Raw genomic sequence first — 21,112 nt, 5'->3', positions numbered from 1 at the left:
GCGGTGCGCCGCCGCCGGTACGGCGACGGCCCCGCTTGGCGCGGCTGGCGGGCGAGCCGCTGCCGGGCTGTGCGACGGGAACGGGCACCGCGATGGTGACGGGGATGCCGGACGGCACCCGGGCGCCGGTGATGCGGGCCAACTCGGGGTCGGCGGAGTGCACTTGCGCGGTGCGCGGGTCGATCCCGGCGTCGCGCATCAGGCGGTCCATGTCCCGGCGCTGCTCGGGCAGCACCAGGGTGACGACGCTGCCGGACGCCCCGGCACGCGCGGTACGGCCGCCGCGGTGCAGATAGTCCTTGTGGTCGGCCGGCGGATCGACGTTCACCACCAGGTCCAGGTCGTCGATGTGGATGCCGCGGGCCGCCACGTTCGTGGCCACCAGCGCCGTCACGTCGCCGTTCTTGAACTGCGCCAGGGTGCGGTTGCGCTGCGGCTGCGACTTGCCGCCGTGCAGCGCCCCGGCCCGGACCCCGCCGGCCAGCAGATCGCGGGTCAGCCGGTCCACCGCGCGCTTGCTGTCCATGAAGAGGATGACGCGCCCGTCCCGGGCCGCGATCCGGATGGTGGCCGCGCGCTTGTCGTCGGTGGACACGTGGAGCACGTGGTGCTCCATGGTGGTGATGGTGCCCGCCGAGGGGTCGACCGAGTGGACCACCGGGTCGGTGAGGAACTGGCGGACCAGCTTGTCGACGTTGCGGTCCAAGGTGGCCGAGAACAGCATCCGCTGACCGCCGGGCTGCACCAGCTTCAGCACCGCGGTGACCTGCGGCATGAAGCCCATGTCGGCCATCTGGTCGGCCTCGTCCAGCACCGTGATGGCCACCTTGTCCAGGCGGCAGTCGCCGCGCTCGACCAGGTCGCGCAGCCGGCCCGGGGTGGCGACGACCACCTCGACGCCTTCCCGCAGGGCGCCGGCCTGGCGGCCGATCGACATGCCGCCGACGACGGTGGTCATCCGCAGCCGCATCGGCCGCGCGTACGGCGTCAGGGCGTCGGTGACCTGCTGGGCCAGCTCCCGGGTGGGGACCAGCACCAGCGCCAGCGGCTGCCGGGGCTCGGCGCGCTGTCCGGCGGTGCGGGCCAGCAGCGCCAGGCCGAAGGCGAGCGTCTTGCCGGAGCCGGTACGGCCGCGGCCGAGCACGTCCCGGCCGGCCAGCGAGTTCGGCAGCGTGGCGCCCTGGATCGGGAACGGCACGGTGACGCCCTGGCGGGTCAGCTCGGCCAGCAGCGGCGCCGGCATGTCCAGCTCGGCGAACGTCGTGACCGCGGGCAGTGACGGGGTCGTACTCACCGGCAACGCGAATTCGCCCTGCTGGGCGGCCGGCCGGCCGCCGCGCGCGGGCGCCGGGCGGCGGGCGGAACCCGCGGTCGGCGTCGAGCGGGGGAATTGACGCGATGAGGTGCGTCGGCCTTTGCCATTCATGTGCGGAGTCTTCCTCGAGGGCGGCGCGTGCCGGAAAAGACTCCGCAGCGTGCAGGTGGGGCGGAGACTCGCAGAACGAGCCGGACAGATGAATGAAGAGAAAACCAATTCGTGGAGAACAGCAGAAAAGCCGGGCCCCGCGCCCGAAAGTGCGGGACCCAGCCGGTCGTGCGATCCCCGGGGTCAGGAGGGGACGATGTTCTCCGCCTGCGGGCCCTTCTGGCCCTGCGTGACGTCGAAGGTCACCTTCTGGCCTTCCTGGAGCTCGCGGTAGCCCTGGGTGGCGATGTTCGAGTAGTGGGCGAAGACGTCAGCGCCGCCGCCGTCCTGCTCGATGAAGCCGAAACCCTTTTCCGCGTTGAACCATTTCACGGTGCCAGTAGCCATATGTGGCTCCTCTTGATAGGGGCAGTATCCAAGCCCGCACTTTACGGGTATGGCGTCGCTGCCTTGTCCCCATCCGGAGGCCGGAAAACAAAAATGCGCCCGAGGGTCACATCCCGTCAGGCGCACACAGAGTTCATGGGTACCAAAACTGCAACTCATGCAACTTTAGCACACGGGCCTTCGAGGCGGGCCGGCGGCCGATCATCTGCGTGTCCCGGACGTGGCACGGATCCGCCAGACGCAAACCGGGCGAAAGGCCCCAAAGCGAAAGACCCCAAAACGCAGAGCCACGGCACGCGCGGAACTCCTACGGCCAGACCAGGCAGTACAGCTGGTGGCCCGACTCCTCGCAGCGGCGGGCGAAGTCCTGCCACTCGTGCAGCATCCGGTAGATCACGAAGGCGTCGCGCGGGCCGCGCCGGTCCGGCACGGTCGACCAGATGAAGGCGGCGGCGCCCAGCGACTCCTCGTCGGCCGTGCGCAGCGGCTCCACCACGGAGGCGGGCAGCCGGACGACCGCGTAGTCGGGATGCAGCACGACCAGCTCCAGCGGGGGGACCTTGGAAGGGGCTATGCCCTCGATGCCGGTCAGCACCATGGCGGCCATCGTCTCCGGCTTGACCTTGGTGTACATCCCCTGGCCGAGTTCGTCGCCACCGAGTTCCTCGGGCCGCATGGAGATCGGCACGCGCGCCGCGGTGGCACCGTCGGGCGCACCGAAGTACTTGTAGGTCACCCCCACTCGGCCACCCCTGCTCCTGCCCTCTGCGGTCGATCGGCGTTCTGGTCTGCGGTGCTCCGGACCGCCGCGCCGGTCTGCTGCGCGGTGCTCCGCCGGGTACTGCTCCGGTATGTCGTGCTCTGCTGTTGTATCCGCGGTGCGGTGTTCCGGTGTGCCATGTTCAGGTGCGCGGTCGCGCTCCGCGCGTGGTTCGTGTTGCTCGTGGTGTTCTTGATCGCGTTCTTCCGGACTGCGGTGTTCAGGTGTGAGTGGATCATGGGGCGTGCGGCGGCGTCTGCCGGTGGGGCGGGCGCGTTCGGGGTCGTGATCGCCCGGACCGTCGCCCGGTTCGCCACCACGCTGCTGCATTCCACTACCCGACCATCCGCTGCCCCAACCATGCAACCCGATCATCGTGTCAGATGCGGTGTTGAGACGTTGCGGCGCAACGCCCGCTGTTTGAGAGCATGTGTGTGTGAGCGATCCCGTGAGCTATGCGTACGAAGCACCAGTGTCCCAGGAACTCTTCGACCGCGCGGCGGCCGTGACACCAGGAGGGGTGAACTCTCCGGTGCGCGCGTTCCGCGCCGTGGGCGGTACGCCCCGGTTCATGGTGTCCGGTGCCGGTGCGTATCTGACCGACGCCGACGGGCGCGAGTACGTCGATCTGGTCTGCTCCTGGGGGCCGATGATCCTCGGGCACGCGCACCCGGAGGTGATCGCCGCCGTCCAGGCGGCGGTGGCCCGCGGCACGTCCTTCGGTACGCCCGGCGAGGGCGAGGTGGCGCTGGCCGAGGAGATGGTGGCCAGGATCGAACCCCTGGACCAGGTACGGCTGGTGTCCTCCGGCACCGAGGCCACCATGTCGGCGATCCGGCTGGCCCGGGGATTTACCGGCCGGGCCAAAGTGGTGAAATTCGCGGGGTGTTACCACGGCCATGTAGACGCGCTCCTGGTCGCCGCGGGTTCCGGAGTGGCCACGTTCGGGTTGCCCGACACCCCCGGGGTGACGGGCGCGCAGGCCGGCGACACGATCGTGCTGCCGTACAACGACATCGAGGCGGTGCGGGCCGCGTTCCGGGCGCACCCCGGGGAGATCGCCTGCGTCATCACCGAGGCATCGCCGGGCAACATGGGCGTCGTCCCGCCGCGCGCCGGCTTCAACGCCGAGCTGAAGCGGCTGTGCGCGCAGGACGGCGCGCTGTTCATCTCCGACGAGGTGATGACCGGCTTCCGGGTCAGCGCCGCGGGCTGGTACGGGATCGACGGGGTACGCCCCGACCTGATGACCTTCGGCAAGGTGATGGGCGGCGGCTTCCCGGCCGCCGCGTTCGGCGGCCGGGCCGACGTGATGGCGCTGCTGGCCCCGGTCGGGCCCGTCTACCAGGCCGGCACGCTGTCGGGCAATCCGGTGGCCACGGCGGCGGGGCTCGCGCAGCTGCGCCTGCTGGACGAGGCCGCGTACGCGAAGGTGAACGCGGTGTCCGCCGAGATCCAGGGGCTGGTCACGGACGCGCTCACCAAGGAGGGCGTCGCCCACCGGCTCCAGACGGCGGGCAACATGTTCTCCGTCTTCTTCACCGACGAAGAGGTGCACGACTTCGACGGGGCCAGGCGGCAGGAGGCCCACCGCTTCACCGGCTTCTTCCACTCGATGCTGGCGCAGGGCGTCTACCTGCCGCCGTCCGCCTTCGAGTCCTGGTTCGTTTCCACCGCCCACGACGAGCGGGCAGTGGCGCGGATCGCCGCGGCCCTGCCCGCCGCCGCCCGTGCCGCCGCGGAGGCCCACGTATGAGTGACGAGAACTTGACTTCCGGCGAGGGCTTCGACGGCACGGAGCTGACCGTCGTCCATGTGATGCGGCACGGCGAGGTGCACAACCCCGACGGGGTCCTGTACGGGCGCAGCCCCGGCTTCCACCTGTCCGAACTGGGCCGGGAGATGGCCGACCGCGTCGCCGCGTACCTGTCCGGCCGCGACATCCGCCACGTCGTCGCCTCGCCGCTGGAGCGGGCCCAGGAGACGGCGGCCCCGATCGGCGCGTCGCACGGCCTGCCGGTGGCCACCGACGAGCGGCTGATCGAGGCGGCGAACGTCTTCCAGGGCAAGACCTTCGGGGTCGGCGACGGGGCGCTGCGCAAGCCGGCGAACTGGAAGTACCTGGTCAACCCGTTCAAGCCGAGCTGGGGCGAGCCGTACGTGGAGCAGGTGGTGCGGATGACAGCGGCGCTGGGCGCGGCCCGCGACGCCGCCCGCGGCCACGAGGCGGTCTGCGTCAGCCACCAGCTCCCGATCTGGGTGACGCGCTGCTTCGCCGAGCACCGCAGGCTGTGGCACGACCCGCGCAACCGCCAGTGCACGCTGGCGAGCCTCACCAGCTTCACCTACCAGGGCGACAAGATCATTTCCGTCGGCTACAGCGAGCCGGCGATCGACCTGGTCCCGGCACGGCTTCGCGCCGGCGCGAAGCCGACCCGCGGCGCCTTCGGCGCCTGACCCCGGGCGCCGCCCTCCGGGCCCGCCCCCAGCGCCTCCGGGGGTGGGGCCTTCCGTCCCGGGGGCGGTCCCGGTGCCCCTGTGGGGTGGATGCTCCGGGCTTCCTCGCCCCGGGGCCGCCCGGGGTGATGGGTCGCGCTGTTTCCCGGATCTTCCGGGGCTGGTGGGCTGGTCGCGCAGTTCCTCGCGCCCCTTCGGGGCCGGGTCCGCCTGCCCCGGGCAACCGGCGCCCTATAGGTGCGCTGGGGGTGGTCCGGGGATGGCGCCGGGTGGCGGGGCGGCCGGTGGACCCCCGCCCCGGGCGGCGCCCCGCAGGGGCGCGAGGAACTGCGCGAGCAACCGGCCACCAGCCGGTGGTCCGGGGATGTCGCCGGGTGGCAGGGCGTCCGGTGGACCCCCGCCCCGGCGCGGGCCGCGCCCCACAGGGGCGCGAGGAACTGCGCGAGCAACCGGCCACCGGCGGGTGGTCCGGGGGATGTCGCCGGGTGGCAGGGCGTCCGGTGGACCCCACCCCGCGCGGCCGGAGGAGGCGCGCCCCGGCGCGGGCCGCGCTGCAGTCGGTGGGCGCCGGCCGCCGAGGCCGACCCTCTCCCACCGAACCGGTGATACTTATGACCCATCCGGGGGACGTTGCCCCGGAATCGCCGGATCCCCCGGAACCGTGCGGAACGTGTCAACCACAAGGCGGGTGGCCACTTTTATCCGGTTCGCACCCATCTTCAGCTGCAGTTCCAGGGACGCCGAAAGACGGGGATCACCTATGAGCGCCGTGAGCCGAAGGACCCTGCTGACCACAGCTGCCGGAGCTGCCGCGGGAGTCGCCGTGGCCGGGTGCGGGGCGGACGAGGGGGGCGGCGAAGCCGGGGCCGCCGTCCGGGGGGCGGCGGAAGGCGGGGGAGAAGTCGCAGGGCAGCGCGAACCCGGGGCCGGAGCGGCCGGCGAAGCTGATCGGGGACGGATCGACCGCCGACACCGGGGCCCAGCCGAACCAGCCGGTCGTCGACCGGCTGGAGCCCGGCCAGACGCCCCCGCAGTTCGTGGTCTTCTCCTGGGACGGGGCCGGCGAGGTCGGCACCGGCCTGTTCCCCCGCTTCCTCAAGCTCGCCGCCGACCACGGCGCCCACATGACCTTCTTCCTGTCCGGCCTCTACCTGCTGCCGGAGGACAAGAAGCTGGGGTACGCCCCGCCGAACAACGTCCCCGGCGCCAGCGACATCGGCTACCTCACCGACGAGCACCTCAAGCTGACCTTGGACAACATCCGCCAGGCGTGGCTGGACGGCCACGAGATCGGCACCCACTTCAACGGCCACTTCTGCACCGGCCCGGGCAGCGTCGCCCGCTGGACCCCCGCCGACTGGCAGAGCGAGATCGACCAGGCGAAACGTTTCGTCACCTCCTGGAAGACCGCCACCGGCTGGTACGACCAGGCCCCGCTGCCGTTCGACTACGAACACGAGCTGACCGGCGGCCGCACCCCCTGTCTGCTCGGCCAGGACAATCTGCTGCCCACCGCCCGGGCGCTGGGCTGGCGCTACGACGCCAGCTCCCCGGGCGGCAACCAGACCTGGCCGGTCAAGCGCGACGACGTCTGGGACCTGCCGCTGCAGCTCATCCCGTTCCCCGGCCACCGCTTCGAAGTGCTGTCGATGGACTACAATATCCTGGCCAACCAGTCGCACAGTGCCACCTCCTCCGACCCCCGCAACTACCCGGGCTGGCGCAGCCAGGCCACCGCCTCCTACATCGCCGGCTTCCAGCGGGCCTACGAGACCAACCGGGCGCCCCTCTACATCGGCAACCACTTCGAGCAGTGGAACGGCGGCATCTACATGGACGCCGTGGAGGACGCGTTCAAGCACATCGCCTCCCTCGGCCAGAAGGACGTGCGGATGGTGTCCTTCCGCCAGTTCGTGGACTGGCTGGACGCGCAGGACCCGGCGCTGCTGGACCGGCTGCGCCAACTGGAGGTCGGCCAGCGCCCGACCGGCGGCTGGAGCGAGTTCCTCAACCTGGACCCCGCCACCTCGGACCCCGGCTCGGACCCCGGCTCGGACCCCGGCTCGGACCCCGGCTCGGGCCCGGCGTCCGACCCGGCCACCGACCCGGCGTCCGATCCCGGCGCCACCGCGACGACGACCCCGGCGACGACCCCGGCGACCGCCACTGCCGGCTGATCCTTACTTGGGGCGATTGCCGCTTTTGGTGTGGGGGTCGGGGGGCGGGAAAGATCGCCGAACGGCCCATGCGAAACTTTTCACATGAGTCCTACGCGCGCCCACCGACGCCGCCCGCTGCGCACCGCCGCGGTACTGGCCGGAACGGTGGTCCTGGCGCTGGCGGCGGCCGCCTGCTCCTCCAGCTCGTCCGGGTCCTCGGCCGGGAGTTCCAACTTCGTGGGCGGCACCGGCGAGATCACCACGGTGAAGGCCGCCGACCGACAGGCCGCCCCCGACCTGTCCGGCAAGACGGTGTCCGGCGGCCAGGCCAGCCTGGCGTCGTACAAGGGCAAGGTCGTGGTGATCAACATCTGGGGCTCCTGGTGTGCGCCCTGCCGCGCCGAGGCCCCGAACCTCGCCGCGGTGGCCGCCGCCGACCAGGCCAAGGGCGTGCAGTTCCTCGGCATCAACACCCGCGACCTGGACGCGTCCAACGCCGCCCGGTTCGACAAGACCTTCCACATCACCTACCCGAGCCTGTTCGACCCCTACGGCAAGCTGATCCTGCGCTTCCCCAAGGGCAGCCTCAACCCGCAGAGCCTGCCGGCCACCCTGGTCGTCGACCGCCAGGGCCGGGTCGCGGTCCGCGCGCTGAAGGCGCTCAGCGAGACCGAACTGCACCAGATCGTCGACCCGATCGCCGCGGAGAAGTGACGTGGCAGCCGGCGCGCTGGCCCTCCTGGCAGCCGACTCCAGCCAGACAGTCCTCGCGGTGGACTCCAACCAGACCGTGCTCACCGGAGCACTGCTGGCGGCCATACCCATCGCGATGTTCGCCGGGCTGATCTCCTTCTTCTCGCCCTGTGTGCTGCCGCTGGTGCCCGGCTACATGTCCTACGTGACCGGCGTCACCGGCACCGACCTGGGGGACGCCAAGCGCGGCCGGATGGTGATCGGCGCCTCGCTGTTCGTGCTCGGCTTCAGCGCGGTGTTCGTCTCCAGCGGCGCCCTGTTCGGCAGCTTCGGCTGGGAGCTCCAGGTCCACCGGCAGCTCCTCACCAAGATCTTCGGCACCCTCACCATCGTGCTGGGCCTGGCCTTCATGGGCCTGGTCGGCGGCGTCACCAACCGCGAGTTCCGCTTCCACTTCAAGCCGGCCATGGGCCTGGCCGGGGCGCCGCTGCTGGGCGTGCTGTTCGGCCTCGGCTGGACGCCCTGCATGGGACCGACCCTCGCCGCGGTGAACTCGCTGGCGATCAGCGACGCCAACGCGGGCCGCGGCGCCGTGCTGATGGCGTTCTACTGCTTCGGCCTGGGCGTCCCCTTCATCGTGGTGGCCATAGCGTTCCGCCGTACGCTGGGCGCCTTCACGTGGGTCAAACGCCACTACGCGTGGGTGGTGCGGATCGGCGGCGGCATGCTCGTCGCGGTCGGCGTGCTGCTCGTCACCGGCGTATGGGACCACATCACCTACCAGATGCAGATCTGGACGAGCAGCTACACCGCAGGGGTCTGACCCATGAGCACCACGCAGAAGCCGGACGGCGACGTCCGTACCGCCGACCCGGCCCAGGACCGTACCGAGGAGGGACTCGGCGCGGCGGGGGCGCAGTTGAGCACCCAGCCGGTGGACAGCCTCTCCCAGCTCCCCGCGATGGGCGTGCTCGGCTGGCTGCGGTGGATGTGGCGGCAGCTGACCTCGATGCGGGTCGCGCTGATCCTGCTCTTCCTGCTGTCGCTCGCCGCGATCCCCGGCTCGCTGATCCCGCAGCGCTCCGACGCGCTGAAGGTCGCCGCGTTCACCAAGGCGCACCCGGACATCAGCCCGCTGTACGAACGGCTGGGCATGTTCCACGTCTACAGCTCGCCGTGGTTCTCGGCGATCTACATCCTGCTGTTCGTGTCCCTGTCCGGCTGCATCATCCCGCGCACCTGGCAGTTCGTCGGCCAGCTGCGGGCCCGGCCGCCGGCCGCGCCGCGCAACTTGACCCGGCTGCCGGCCTACAGCACCTGGCGCACCGACGCGAGCCCCGAGCAGGTCGCCGAGGCGGCCCGCACGGCGCTGCGCGGACGCCGGTTCCGTACCGGGGTGACCGGCACCTCGGTGGCCGGCGAGAAGGGCTACCTGCGGGAGACCGGCAACCTGATCTTCCATCTGGCGCTGTTCGGCCTGCTGATCGGCTTCGCGCTGACCTCGCTGGAGAAGGCCGAGGGCGGCAAGCTGATCGTCGAGGGCGACGGCTTCACCAACAACCTCACCCAGTACGACGACTTCAGCGGCGGCACCCTGTACGGCGCCGGCGATCTGAAGCCCTTCGGCTTCACCTTGAACAACTTCGACCAGCAGTACTCGACCTCCGGTCCGGAAAAGGGCACCGCCCTGAAGTTCCAGGCGAACATCAGCTACTGGAACGGCACCGAGGGCAAGCCGGTCAAGGGCTCCGTCTCGGTCAACCATCCGCTGAACATCGGCGGCGAGAAGGTCTATCTGATCTCGCACGGCTACGCGCCGGTGGTCACCGTCAGGGACGGCCAGGGCAATGTGGCCTATCAGGGCCCGGTGCCCTTCCTGCCGCAGGACACCAACCTGACCTCCACCGGGGTGGTCAAGGTCCCGGACGCCATCGGCAAGAACGGCAAGCCGGACCAGCTGGCCTTCAAGGGCTACTTCACACCCACCGGGGACACCACCAAGGGGCCGTTCTCGACCTTCCCCGAACTGGTCTCGCCGATGCTGTGGCTGAACGCCTACCACGGCGACCTCGGCCTGGACTCCGGCTTCGCGCAGAACGTCTACCAGCTCGACGCGACGCACATGAAGCAGTACCAGCTGAACACCGGCACCGGCGTCAACGGCGTCGTCCTCAAGCCCGGCGCCTCCTTCGACCTGCCCGACGGCAACGGCAGCCTCACCTTCGACGGCGTCAAGACCTGGGCCAGCTTCTCCATCTCCCACCAGTCGGGCAACGTGCTCGCGCTGGTCAGCGGCTTCTGCGCGATCATCGGCCTGATGGGGTCGCTGTTCATCCAGCGCCGCCGGATCTGGGTCCGCGCCGACCGCGCCGCCGACGGCAGCACGCTGGTGGAACTGGGCGGCCTCGGCCGCAGCGAGTCCGCGCGGATCGCCGACGAACTGGGCGACCTGGCGATGCAGCTCCAGCCGGACGCCCCCGCGCTGCCGGACGCCCCAGGTCCGCCCGATACCCTCGCGGAGCCCGGCGACCCCGGGGCACCCGGCGCCCCCGACGATCCCGCCGCACCCGCCGACCCGGCGGCCCCCCAAGATTCCGAAGCACCCACGCACCAGACAGACGACGAAGGAGCCCGCGCGTGATGAACCTCGCGGCCGCGGTCAACGAGAACTTCGCGAACTACAGCAACTACCTGATCCGCTCGGCGATGTTCGTCTACGCGCTGGCCTTCCTGGCGCACCTGGCGGAGTGGGTCTTCGGCGGGCGCAGCAAGGTCGCCGTGCAGTCCGCCGCGCTCCTCACCGAGGCGGCCGAGCAGGACGCGGCAGCCGGGACCGCACCGGTCACCGTGCAGGTCACCCGGCGTGACGGCGGCACCACCACCATCGAGCGCCCCACGGTCGTCACCCGCGCCTCGGCCAGCGACCGCGGCATCGCGGACGGCCCCGGCGCGGCCGGCAGCAGCGAGAAGGGCGACCTGTACGGCCGGATCGCGATCTCCTTCACCGCGCTGGCCTGGGTGCTGCACGTGGCCGGCGTCGTCTTCCGCGCCGCGTCGGTGGGACGTGCCCCCTGGGGCAACATGTACGAGTTCTCCACCACCTTCGGCGCGGTGGCCGTCGGCGTGTACCTGCTGCTGCTCGCGCTGAAGAAGGACGTCCGCTGGATCGGGCTGTTCCTGACCACCACGGTGCTGCTCGACCTGGGCCTGGCCCTGTCGGTGCTGTACACCTCCAGCGAGCAGCTGGTGCCGGCGCTGCACTCGTACTGGCTGTGGATCCATGTGTCCTGCGCCATCATCTCCGGCGCGATCTTCTACCTGGCCGCCGTCGGCACCCTGCTGTACCTGTTCCGCGACCACTACGAGCTGGCGCTGACCGCCGGCCGGGCGCAGGACAACCGCTGGGGCGACATCATGCGGCGGCTGCCGGCCGCGGCGAGCCTGGACAAGTTCGCCTACCGGATGAACGCGCTGGTCTTCCCGCTGTGGACCTTCACCATCATCGCCGGCGCCATCTGGGCGCAGGCCGCGTGGGGCCACTACTGGGAGTGGGACCCGAAGGAGACCTGGTCGTTCATCACCTGGGTCGCCTACGCCGGCTACCTGCACGCCCGCGCCACGGCCGGCTGGAAGGGCCGCAAGGCCGCCTACCTGGCGCTGATCGCCTTCGCCTGCTTCTTGTTCAACTACTACGGCGTGAACATCTTCGTCACCGGCAAGCACTCGTACGCCGGGGTGTGACCCCGGCGCCGTCCGGCGGTTCGACCGCCCCGCCGCCCGACACGAACCCCGGGGCCCGTCCGGCTCCGGGGTTCTAGTCGCTCTCGGTCGGCGTGGGGCCGTCCTTGCGCTGCCGCTGGATCAGCTCGCTGAGCGAGCGCAGGAACTCCGGGTTGTCGTCCGGGGGGACGAACTCCCGCGGTGGCCCGTCCTGTTCCTGGGCGGCCGGGCCGGCCGGGGCGGCGTCGGCCGGCCGCGGGGCGACCCGGTAGGCCGACTGCGGGTAGGCGGCGGCCGTCCGGCGCTTGCCCACCAGCAGCCAGGCGAGCGGCCCGATCATGATCTCGCCGAAGAACAGGATGATCACCAGCCACACCAGCTTCGGCAGCCCGCGCACCTGCCGGTCCGGGGTGACCAGGCAGTCCACGAAGGCGTATATCCACAGCGTGACCAGCAGCAAGTACGGCAGATAGCGCAGCATCGGTTCCCCCACGTCCCCCGCGTTCACCAACCCCTGACCCGGTCCAGGTTAACCAGCGCCGCCGGGGCGCGGGCCCCGAGGGCCGGATCGGGCACCGCGGGGTGGAAGACTGGGCGCATGGCTTACGACGATCTCCGCTCCTTCCTGCGGGCCCTGGAGAAGGACGGCGACCTGCGGCGGATCACCGCCGAGGTGGACCCGTATCTGGAGGTCGGCGAGATCACCGACCGGGTCAACAAGGCCGGCGGCCCCGCGCTGCTCTTCGAGAACGTCCGCGGTTCCGGCGCCCCGCTGGCGATGAACGTCTACGGCACCGACCGCCGGCTGCTCAAGTCGCTCGGGCTGAACGCGTACGCCGACATCAGCGACAAGATCGCCGGGCTGCTCAAGCCGGAGCTGCCGCACGGCTTCACCGGCGTTCGGGAGGCGTTCGGCAAGCTCGCCGGGATGACGCACGTCCCGCCGAAGAAGGTGAAGTCCGCCGACGCCCCGGTCCAGGAGGTCGTGCTGACCGGCGACGACGTGGACCTGTACAAGCTGCCGGCCCTGTTCACCTGGCCGCAGGACGGCGGGTCGTTCTTCAACCTGGGGCTGACCCACACCAAGGATCCCGACAGCGGCGTGCGCAATCTGGGCCTCTACCGGCTCCAGCGGCACGACCGCCGCACCATCGGCATGCACTGGCAGATCCACAAGGACAGCCGCAACCACTACCAGGTCGCGCTGCGCCGCGGTGAACGCCTGCCGGTCGCGATCGCCTTCGGCTGCCCGCCCGCGGTGACGTACGCCTCGACCGCGCCGCTGCCCGGCGACATCGACGAGTACCTGTTCGCCGGTTTCATCCAGGGCAAGCGGGTGGAGATGGTGGACTGCAAGACGGTGCCGCTGCAAGTGCCGGCCGCCGCCGAAGTGGTGCTGGAGGGCTGGCTGGAGCCCGGCACGATGCTGCCGGAGGGGCCGTTCGGCGACCACACCGGCTTCTACACCCCGCAGGAACCGTTCCCCGCGCTGACCATCGACTGCGTGACGACGCGCAGGCGCCCGCTGTTCCAGTCCATCGTGGTCGGCCGGCCGCCGACCGAGGACGGGCCGCTGGGCCGGGCCACCGAGCGGTTCTTCCTGCCGCTCTTGAAGGTCATCGTGCCGGACATCGTGGACTACCACCTGCCCGAGGCGGGCGGCTTCCACAACTGCGCGATCGTCTCGATCGACAAGAAGTACCCCAAGCACGCGCAGAAGACGATGCACGCGGTCTGGGGCGCGCACATGATGTCGCTCACCAAGCTGGTCGTCGTGGTGGACGCCGACTGCGACGTGCACGACCTGCACGAGGTCGCCTGGCGGGCGCTGGGCAACACCGACTACAGCCGGGACCTGACCGTCGTGGAGGGCCCGGTCGACCACCTGGACCACTCGTCGTACCAGCAGTTCTGGGGCGGCAAGGCGGGCATCGACGCGACCCGTAAGCTGCCCGAGGAGGGCTACACCCGCGACGGCGGCTGGCCGGAGATGGTGCTGTCGGACCCGGAGACCGCGGACCTGGTGACGAAGCGTTGGAAGGAGTACGGCCTGTGAGCGCGACGACGCCGGACCTTTTCGAGTCCGAGCACCGGCCCGACAGCCGGGTCCGGGCCTTCCTGCGGCTGGTGATGATCGAGCACTCGGTCTTCGCCCTGCCGTTCGCGTACATCGCCGCGCTGACCGCGATGTTCCGGCGGGACGGCCAGGTGCACTGGCTCGACCTGCTGCTGATCACGGTGGCGATGGTGGGCCTGCGCACCTTCGCGATGGCCTGCAACCGGATCATCGACCGGGAGATCGACGCCCGCAATCCGCGCACCGCCCAGCGCGAACTGGTCACCGGGGCGCTGTCGGTGCGGTCGGCCTGGACCGGCGCGCTGGTCGCCGTCGTGGTGTTCCTGGGAGCCGCCGCGCTGCTCAACCCGCTGTGCCTGGCACTGGCGCCGGTGGCCGTGGTGCCGATGGTGGTCTATCCCTACGGCAAGCGGTTCACCCATTTCCCGCACGCGATCCTCGGGGTGGCGCAGGCGATGGGCCCGATCGGGGCGTGGCTGGCGGTCACCGGCTCCTGGTCGTGGGACGCGGTGATCCTGGGCCTGGCGGTCGGGGTGTGGATCGGCGGCTTCGACCTGATCTTCGGCTGCCAGGACGTGGCGGCCGACCGGGCGCACGGCGTGCGGTCGGTGCCGGCCCGCTTCGGCATCCCGGCCGCCCTGTACGGGGCCCGGGTCTGCCACGCGGTCACCACCGGACTGCTGGTCTGGTACGGCCTGGCCACCCACGCGGGCGCGTTCTGGTGGGTGGGGCTGGCGGTGGTGGCCGGCGCGTTCCTCTACGAGCACTCGATCGTCAAGCCGCACGACCTGAGCCGGCTGAACCGGGCGTTCTTCACGGTCAACGGCGTCATCGGCATCACGCTGTTCGTCTTCGCCCTGTGCGACCTGATCGAGCGCGGCCTCGGGGCCTGAGCCCCCCGGCCGCGCCCGCGGTCACAGCGTTAGAGGCCGGTGGCGCCGTCGTACTTCTTGTCCGCGCCGAAGGTGTTCTTCAGGTCGGACAGGTCCGGCAGCGCGCCGGACCCGATCGACGCGTCGGACCCGGTGAGGGACGAGGTGCCGTTCTGGCCGGCGAAGACGCCGGCGAACATCCCCAGCAGATCCTGCGGCTTGAGCTCCTTGGCGCCGGCCGGCGCGGACACCGGGGCGGCGCCGCCGTCCAGGGTGAGCTTCAGCGGCAGCTGGCCGTGCGCCTGTGTGTCGAACTGCGCCAGGTCGACGGTGACGGCGGAGATCATGCCGTTCTTGATGGCCAGGTCGGCGGAGACCGTGCGGTTCGGCACGTCCTTCAGTGCCTTGTCCACGTCGGACTGCTTGAAGCCGGGGAGCTTGGTGAGGGCCGGGCTCACGCTGGTGGCCAGATCCTTGGCGAACGGGCGGGCCGGGACGGTCAGCTGGATGTGGTCGGCGCCGTCGCGGTTGCCGAGGTCCTTGAACTTCGCGTTGTGGGCCACCGCGTTGCGCAGCCCGGTCAGGATCTGGGCCTGGGACGCGGGGTCCAGCGTCGGTGTGGCGGTGGGTACGCCGGCGGCGCCGCCGAAGGTCTTGGCCAGGCCGGCGAAGGCCGCCGGGTCGATGCTGATCCAGTCGCCCTGGAGGGCGGACTTGATGGCGCCCATGGAGGCCGGCAGCTTGTCGGCATCGCTCAGGAAGCCGTTGAGCCCCTGTGCGTCGCTGCTGTCGTCGCCGTCGGCGGCGCCGAGCTTGGCCAGTTCCTTGACGTCGCCCCGCAGGTAGAGCTTGCCGCCGACCGAGCGGATCTCGATCAGGTTCTTCTTGGCCGAGGCGTCGTCGGACAGCAGGATGCCGAACGAGCTGGTCTTGTCACCGGACTTGAGCTGGCCGAGCGGCTTGTCCGAGCTGACCGCCACCTGGGCGTGCAGGGCGGCCAGCATCTGGGCGTCGGCCTTGCTGAAGTCGTCCTCGCCCTTCATCGCGGACCAGATCTGGTCGGCGGAGGCACCGAAGGAGACACCGAGCGTGAGCGACTTCTGGTCGGACAGCTTGGTGAAGGCGTTCTGGACCTTGCCCGCGGGGGTGGCCTGGGCCGTCCCGCAGGCGGCGGAGCCGGCGGCGATCAACGCCACCACCCCGGCGGCGGCGAGGCCCTTGCGCTTGGTGTTGATGACGACTCCCTGGTCGCTCAAAAAAACATGACGATATGACCTATGACGAGAGAGTAGCGGGGAGAGTTGCACGAACTCGCCGGGTTATTCCGGCGAGTTCGTCCCGCGCTGACTGCCGGGACCGGGAAGCAACCTTCTCGTCGGGCCATGCGTCGGGGAGTTGCCAGGGCGCCCCGGAGAGCGGCCGGAGAGCGGCTCGGAGAGCGGCCCGGAGAGCGGCCCGGAAGCGGGCGGCCGTGCGCGGAAGGGCTCAGACCCCGGTGGTGATCTCGGCCGGCCGGTGCCGCTCGCGGAACAGGAACGCCGCCGCCACGCCGCCGATCAGCCCGAACAGGTGGCCCTGCCAGGACACCCCGGTCGCGGACGGCAGCACCCCCCACAGGATCGACCCGTAGAGCACGCCGACGATCAGCCCGACCACGATGTCCAGCGCCCGGTGGTCCACGAAGCCGCGCACCAGCAGATAGCCGAACAGCCCGAAGATCAGCCCGGAGGCGCCCGCGGTGTTGGTGTGCGCGGGGGCGATCAGCCACACACCGAGTCCGGCGATGACGATGATGGTGAAGGCGACCGCCAGGAAGCGGCCTGTGCCGCGCAGCGCGGCTATGAACCCGAGCACCAGCAGCGGCAGGCTGTTGGACGCCACATGCTCGAAGCCGAAGTGGGTGAACGCCGACGGCACGATGTCCAGCAGCTCGCTGCCCTTGCGCGGTTCGATGCCCAGCGTGTCCAGCCGGTGCCCGGCGATGACGTCGATGGCTTCCAGCACCCACAGCAGCGCCACCCAGGACACCATCAGCACGGCCGCCACCGTCGCCCGGCTCCCGGCGCGCAGCGGCGCCAGCACGGTGTCCGCCAGGCCTGTCCTGGGCCGCACGGCCCGCCGGTCGGTTGATCCGTAAGTCACCGAAACCCCCTGGGGTGCCGTGGTCCTCCGCAGTGCACAACGTGTTCGGCGCCGGTACCGGTTCCCGCGCGGACGGCCTGATCACGCTACCCACCTGGGCTGCGGTTACGCTCGACAGCGTGAATCGGACGGTGGAGCAGACCGGGCGCAGGCCGTGGATCGTCGGCGTCTCCGGCGCCTCGGGCACCCCGTACGCGGCCTCGGTGCTGCGTGCCCTGCTGCACGCGGGCGAGCAGGTGGACCTGGTGGTCAGCCGGGCCGCCCGGCTGACCGTACTGGACGAGACCGGCGCCCCCTTCCGGGACGCGCACTGGCAGGCCGACCTCGCCCGCTGGCTGGCCCGCGGCGCCGACGGCAGCCCGGACGCCTTCCAGCCGGGCCTGCTCGACCTGTCGGCGGTGCGGCACTGGGCGGCCGGCGACCTGGCCGCCGGGCCGTCGTCCGGCTCGTATCCGGCCAAGGGCATGCTGATCGTGCCGGCCAGCACGGCGTGCGTGGCCGGGGTGGCCCTCGGGCTGTCCAAGGACCTGCTGCAGCGGGCCGCGTCGGTCACGCTGAAGGAGCGCCGCCCGCTGGTGGTGGCGGTGCGCGAGACCCCGCTCGGCGGGCAGACCCTGCGGCACCTGGTCGCGCTGGACGACGCGGGGGCGGTGGTGCTGCCCGCCTCGCCCGCCTTCTACGCCGGCGCCGCGCACATCCAGGACCTGGTGGACTTCGTGGCCGGCCGGGCACTGGACGTGGCGGGCGTCCCGCACAAGCTGTACCGGCGCTGGCGGGGCGAGGTGGGCGAGGCCCTGCGGGAGAGCCAGTACGGGGTCGGTCCGGCGCCAGAAGACTAGATGCGCAGGGAGCGGGCCCGTTCATGCCTTAGATTCTTGTCCGGACAGCGCAGTCACGGCACGAACGGGAGGGTCCATTCTGATGGACGCGGTGGACAGACAGCTCATCCAGGCGTTGCGGGAGAACGGCCGGGCCTCGTACGCGGAGCTGGGCCGGCTCGTCGGTCTGTCCGGCCCGAGCGTCACCGACCGCATCAACCGCCTGGAACAGGCCGGCGTGATCACCGGCTACCGCGCCACCGTCGCCCCCGCCGCCCTCGGCCTCGGCGTCACCGCCCTGGTCGGGCTGCAGCTGTCCGATGCCGCCGACCACGAGGAAGTGGCCCAGCGGCTGCGCGACCTGGACGAGATCGAGGACTGCTGGTTCATCGCGGGCGACGACTCGTACATGCTCAAGGTGCGGGTCGGTGACGTGGACGGGCTGGAGCACACCATCCGCCGGCTGTCCGGCACCAAGGGCGTGGCCCGGACCCGGACCACGATCGTGCTGTCCACCAAATGGGAGAACCGGGTCGGCCAGCTCCCGGAAGAGGCCTGAGCGTAAAGTCGAACGGCCCTCGCAGGACGACCGCGTAGGAGGAGACACATGGACGCTGGACTCAAGCGCGAGCTGGAGGAGAAGGTCTACGCCGGCGAGCGGCTGACCCGGGAGGACGGCATCGCCCTCTACGACTCCGACGATCTGGCGTGGCTGGGCGGCCTCGCCCACCACGTGCGCACCCGGAAGAACGGTGACGTGGTCCACTTCAACGTCAACCGGCACCTGAACATGACGAACGTGTGCACCGCCTCGTGCGCCTACTGCTCCTTCCAGCGCAAGCCGGGCGAGAAGGACGCGTACACCATGCGTATCGAGGAGGCCGTCAGCCTGGCCCAGGCGATGGAGGCGGACAGCCTCACCGAGCTGCACATCGTCAACGGCCTGCACCCCAGCCTGCCGTGGCGCTACTACCCGCGCTCCCTCAAGGCGCTGAAGCAGGCGCTGCCGCAGGTCTCGCTCAAGGCGTTCACCGCCACCGAGATCCACCACTTCGAGACCATCTCCGGCCTGTCCGCCTCCGAGATCCTGGACGAGCTGATCGACGCCGGTCTGGAATCGCTGACCGGCGGCGGCGCCGAGATCTTCGACTGGGAGGTGCGCCAGCACATCGTGGACCACCGCACCCACTGGGAGGACTGGTCCCGGATCCACCGGCTGGCGCACGAGAAGGGCCTCAAGACGCCCTGCACCATGCTCTACGGCCACATCGAGGAGCCCCGGCACCGGGTGGACCACGTGCTGCGGCTGCGCGAACTCCAGGACGAGACCGGCGGTTTCCAGGTCTTCATCCCGCTGCGCTACCAGCACGACTTCGTGGACATGAAGGACGGCAAGATCCGCAACACCCTGCAGGCGCGGACCACCATGGCGACCGGCGCCGAGGCGCTGAAGACCTTCGCCGTCTCCCGGCTGCTGTTCGACAACGTGCCGCACGTGAAGGTGTTCTGGGTCATGCACGGGCTGGCCACCGCGCAGCTCGCGCTCAACCACGGCGCCGACGACATGGACGGCTCGGTGGTCGAGTACAAGATCACCCACGACGCCGACGACTACGGCACGCCCAACAAGCTGACCAGGGACGACATCCTGGACCTGATCCGCGACGCGGGATTCCGGCCGGTGGAGCGGAACACCCGGTACGAGATCATCCGTGAGTACCCGGGTCCGGACGGTGACCGCCGGGAGGCGCCGCAGCCGATGCGGGTGTGACAAGGGTGACAGTGGGTGCGATACTCGTTACTTCACCGGCCGCCTGAGTAATGGCTAACATGGCGACATGACCCTTACCTGCCAGCTGGATCCGGTGCTCGACGAGGAGCTGAAGGACGGCATCCTCGCGCTGTGGACCGATGTGTCCAACGCGGGCGGTGCCGTCGGCTTCGTGCCGCCGGTCGTCGACGAGGACATACGGCCCGACCTGGAGGCGTCGCTCGCGGCGGTCCGCTCCGGGCAGCGCCGGCTGCTGATCGGGCGCGACGAGGACGGGCGGATCGTGGCCACCGCCTTCCTCACCTACAACACCCACCGGCTGATGACGCACTGGCTGTGGCTCTACACGGTGATGGTGCACCCCGGCCACCAGGGCCGGGGCTACGGCCGGACGCTGATGGCCGCCGTCGAGCAGGCCGCCCGCACCTTCCACGGCATCGAGGCGATCCGGCTGACCTGCCGGGGCGGCACGGGCGTGGATCTCTTCTACGCCACCTGCGGCTACAAAGAGGTCGGCCGGGTGCCCGGGGCGATCCGGGTCTCACCCGGCGACGACCGGGACGACATCCACATGCTGCTCACGCTCTGACCCCGCCGCGACCCCGGGCGGCCTCGGAGCCCGCCGGACCCGGGAGGCACCGGAGCCGCCCCGGAGGCACCGGAGCCGGCCCGGGGGCGGCGGACAGATCCACTTCGGCGCGTGCTTCACTGGACCCATGTTCCGTTACACCGCTCTGCGCTTCGGCCTCATCGTGGCCTGCTTCGGTGTCATCTGGGGGCTGGTACGGGTGCGCCTCCTGCCGGCCGGGCTCGGTGACTCCAACTACCTGTGGGTCGCGCTGCTCTCGCTGGTCATCTCCGCGCCGCTCAGCTGGGTGCTGCTGCGGGGAGCCCGGGAGCAGGCCGCCCTCAAGGTCTCCGAGCGGGTGGACCGCACCCGGCTGAACTTCGCGGCCAGTGTCGGCCAGGAGGACGAGGCGGACGACGCGGCCCGCGCCTCCTCGGCCCCGACCGCCGCGGCCGGCGCCGGTACCGCCACCGCGGCTGCCACCCCGGCCGACAGCGAGCCGCACACCGCCTGACCGGCCGGCCCTCGGCCGCCGGCCCGGTCCCGGTCCCGGCTCGATCACGGCTGTCCGCCCCGGGCGGGAACGCCTGTTCCCGCCCGGGGCGTTGTGCTGAGCGACGAGGGGAGCGGGGGGCCGGTGGCGACGCGGACCAGGACACAGGGCACGACGCAGACCAAGGCACAGACCAAGGCACAGGCCAAGAACAGACCGAGGCGCGGACCGGGATTCAGGCCGGGGCACCGGGCAAGAGGGTGCCGCGGGCGGTCCGCGAGCAGCAGATGCTGGACGCGGCGGTCGCGACCTTCGCCCGGCGCGGCTACCGGGCCGCGTCCATGGACGAGATCGCCGAGGCCGCCGGGGTCAGCAAACCGCTGGTCTACCTCTATCTGAACTCCAAGGACGAGCTCTTCACCGCCTGCATCCGCCGCGAGGCGGCCGCCCTCACCGCCACCGTACGGGCCGCGGTCGAGCCCGTGGCGCCCGCCGACCGCCAGCTGTGGAGCGGCCTGCTCGGCTTTTTCGAGCACACCGCCGCCCATCCCGACGGCTGGACCCTGCTGCACACCCAGGCCCGTACCGTCGGCGAGCCCTTCGCCGCCGAGGTGGCCGGGATGCGGGCCGAGCTGGTGGAGTTCGTCACCGCGCTGATCGCGGCGGCGGCCCGGGACGCGGACTGCGCCGACCCGGCGCTGGCCGGGCGCGAGGTGGCCGCGCTGGCGCTCGCCCTGGTGGGCGCGGCGGAGTCCCTCGCCGGACGGGA

The 21,112-nt window shown here is 71.1% G+C and carries 20 protein-coding genes and 1 pseudogene; 15 read left to right on the top strand and 6 right to left on the bottom strand.

The window, feature by feature from the left end; all coding sequences use genetic code 11:
* The 3 genes from GA0115240_RS07910 to GA0115240_RS07900 form a co-directional block, all read right to left on the bottom strand.
* A partial coding sequence (locus tag GA0115240_RS07910) for a DEAD/DEAH box helicase (RefSeq protein ID WP_093735944.1) occupies positions 1-1,426 on the bottom strand: 1,426 nt, incomplete at its 3' end.
* Positions 1,427-1,609: 183 nt separating this feature from the next.
* Positions 1,610-1,813 carry a cold-shock protein gene (locus tag GA0115240_RS07905; RefSeq protein ID WP_093735938.1) on the bottom strand — a complete coding sequence of 68 codons (204 nt, stop codon included), beginning with the start codon at positions 1,811-1,813 and terminating at the stop codon, positions 1,610-1,612.
* A 307-nt stretch (positions 1,814-2,120) separates the two neighbouring features.
* A complete protein-coding gene (locus tag GA0115240_RS07900; protein WP_370673293.1) occupies positions 2,121-2,666 on the bottom strand; it encodes a hypothetical protein in 546 nt (181 codons plus the stop codon).
* 355 nt (positions 2,667-3,021) lie between these two features.
* Between GA0115240_RS07900 and hemL the strand changes: the two genes are divergently transcribed.
* The 7 genes and pseudogenes from hemL to ccsB all read left to right on the top strand — a co-directional run bounded on the left by hemL (position 3,022) and on the right by ccsB (position 11,623).
* Positions 3,022-4,329, top strand: a complete 1,308-nt coding sequence (hemL, locus tag GA0115240_RS07890) for a glutamate-1-semialdehyde 2,1-aminomutase (protein ID WP_093735942.1) — start codon at positions 3,022-3,024, stop codon at positions 4,327-4,329.
* A complete protein-coding gene (locus tag GA0115240_RS07885; protein ID WP_093735936.1) occupies positions 4,326-5,030 on the top strand; it encodes a histidine phosphatase family protein in 705 nt (234 codons plus the stop codon). The genes hemL and GA0115240_RS07885 overlap by 4 nt, the downstream gene beginning before the upstream one ends.
* A 760-nt stretch (positions 5,031-5,790) precedes the next feature.
* Positions 5,791-7,036: pseudogene (locus GA0115240_RS07880) on the top strand (hypothetical protein); the annotation flags it as partial.
* 255 nt (positions 7,037-7,291) lie between these two features.
* Positions 7,292-7,903, top strand: coding sequence for a TlpA family protein disulfide reductase (locus GA0115240_RS07875; protein ID WP_093735935.1), 612 nt, complete (start codon positions 7,292-7,294; stop codon positions 7,901-7,903).
* Position 7,904: 1 nt separating this feature from the next.
* A complete protein-coding gene (locus tag GA0115240_RS07870) occupies positions 7,905-8,705 on the top strand; it encodes a cytochrome c biogenesis CcdA family protein (protein ID WP_370673292.1) in 801 nt (266 codons plus the stop codon).
* A 3-nt stretch (positions 8,706-8,708) separates the two neighbouring features.
* Positions 8,709-10,523 carry a cytochrome c biogenesis protein ResB gene (locus GA0115240_RS07865; RefSeq protein ID WP_093735934.1) on the top strand — a complete coding sequence of 605 codons (1,815 nt, stop codon included), beginning with the start codon at positions 8,709-8,711 and terminating at the stop codon, positions 10,521-10,523.
* Entirely contained in the window at positions 10,523-11,623 is a 1,101-nt protein-coding gene (ccsB, locus tag GA0115240_RS07860; RefSeq protein WP_093735933.1) for a c-type cytochrome biogenesis protein CcsB, read from the top strand. The genes GA0115240_RS07865 and ccsB overlap by 1 nt, the downstream gene beginning before the upstream one ends.
* Positions 11,624-11,696: 73 nt before the next feature.
* On the opposite strand, the gene GA0115240_RS07855 is transcribed toward ccsB, so the two are convergent.
* The gene (locus GA0115240_RS07855; RefSeq protein ID WP_093735932.1) at positions 11,697-12,083 is read right to left on the bottom strand and encodes a PLD nuclease N-terminal domain-containing protein; all 387 of its coding nucleotides are present in this window, start codon (positions 12,081-12,083) and stop codon (positions 11,697-11,699) included.
* A gap of 117 nt (positions 12,084-12,200) precedes the next feature.
* On the opposite strand from GA0115240_RS07855, the gene GA0115240_RS07850 reads away from it, so the two are divergent.
* Both GA0115240_RS07850 and mqnP read left to right on the top strand, forming a co-directional pair.
* Positions 12,201-13,658, top strand: a complete 1,458-nt coding sequence (locus tag GA0115240_RS07850) for a menaquinone biosynthesis decarboxylase (RefSeq protein ID WP_093735931.1) — start codon at positions 12,201-12,203, stop codon at positions 13,656-13,658.
* Positions 13,655-14,572, top strand: coding sequence for a menaquinone biosynthesis prenyltransferase MqnP (gene mqnP / locus GA0115240_RS07845; protein WP_093735930.1), 918 nt, complete (start codon positions 13,655-13,657; stop codon positions 14,570-14,572). Before GA0115240_RS07850 ends, mqnP begins: the two co-directional genes overlap by 4 nt.
* Positions 14,573-14,601: 29 nt before the next feature.
* Here the strand turns inward: mqnP and GA0115240_RS07840 are convergent, their stop codons facing one another.
* Entirely contained in the window at positions 14,602-15,807 is a 1,206-nt protein-coding gene (locus tag GA0115240_RS07840) for a hypothetical protein (protein ID WP_093735929.1), read from the bottom strand.
* A gap of 229 nt (positions 15,808-16,036) precedes the next feature.
* Complete coding sequence (locus GA0115240_RS07835; protein WP_093735940.1) at positions 16,037-16,582, bottom strand: rhomboid family intramembrane serine protease; 546 nt, start codon at positions 16,580-16,582, stop codon at positions 16,037-16,039.
* A 242-nt stretch (positions 16,583-16,824) separates the two neighbouring features.
* Between GA0115240_RS07835 and GA0115240_RS07830 the strand changes: the two genes are divergently transcribed.
* From GA0115240_RS07830 to GA0115240_RS07805, 6 genes are all read left to right on the top strand, one after another.
* Complete coding sequence (locus GA0115240_RS07830; RefSeq protein ID WP_093735939.1) at positions 16,825-17,532, top strand: UbiX family flavin prenyltransferase; 708 nt, start codon at positions 16,825-16,827, stop codon at positions 17,530-17,532.
* An 82-nt stretch (positions 17,533-17,614) separates the two neighbouring features.
* Complete coding sequence (locus GA0115240_RS07825) at positions 17,615-18,070, top strand: Lrp/AsnC family transcriptional regulator (protein WP_093735928.1); 456 nt, start codon at positions 17,615-17,617, stop codon at positions 18,068-18,070.
* 48 nt (positions 18,071-18,118) lie between these two features.
* The gene (mqnE, locus tag GA0115240_RS07820) at positions 18,119-19,282 is read left to right on the top strand and encodes an aminofutalosine synthase MqnE (protein WP_093735927.1); all 1,164 of its coding nucleotides are present in this window, start codon (positions 18,119-18,121) and stop codon (positions 19,280-19,282) included.
* Positions 19,283-19,349: 67 nt separating this feature from the next.
* Positions 19,350-19,871, top strand: a complete 522-nt coding sequence (locus tag GA0115240_RS07815) for a GNAT family N-acetyltransferase (protein WP_093735926.1) — start codon at positions 19,350-19,352, stop codon at positions 19,869-19,871.
* 127 nt (positions 19,872-19,998) lie between these two features.
* Positions 19,999-20,364, top strand: coding sequence for a DUF4229 domain-containing protein (locus GA0115240_RS07810; RefSeq protein ID WP_093735925.1), 366 nt, complete (start codon positions 19,999-20,001; stop codon positions 20,362-20,364).
* 266 nt (positions 20,365-20,630) lie between these two features.
* On the top strand, positions 20,631-21,112 hold a 482-nt coding region (locus GA0115240_RS07805), incomplete at its 3' end, for a TetR/AcrR family transcriptional regulator (protein ID WP_107407114.1).

The sequence above is a fragment of the Streptomyces sp. DvalAA-14 genome (assembly GCF_900091855.1).
Taxonomy (GTDB): Bacteria; Actinomycetota; Actinomycetes; order Streptomycetales; family Streptomycetaceae; genus Actinacidiphila.
This window is presented reverse-complemented; position numbering and strand designations above follow the sequence as displayed.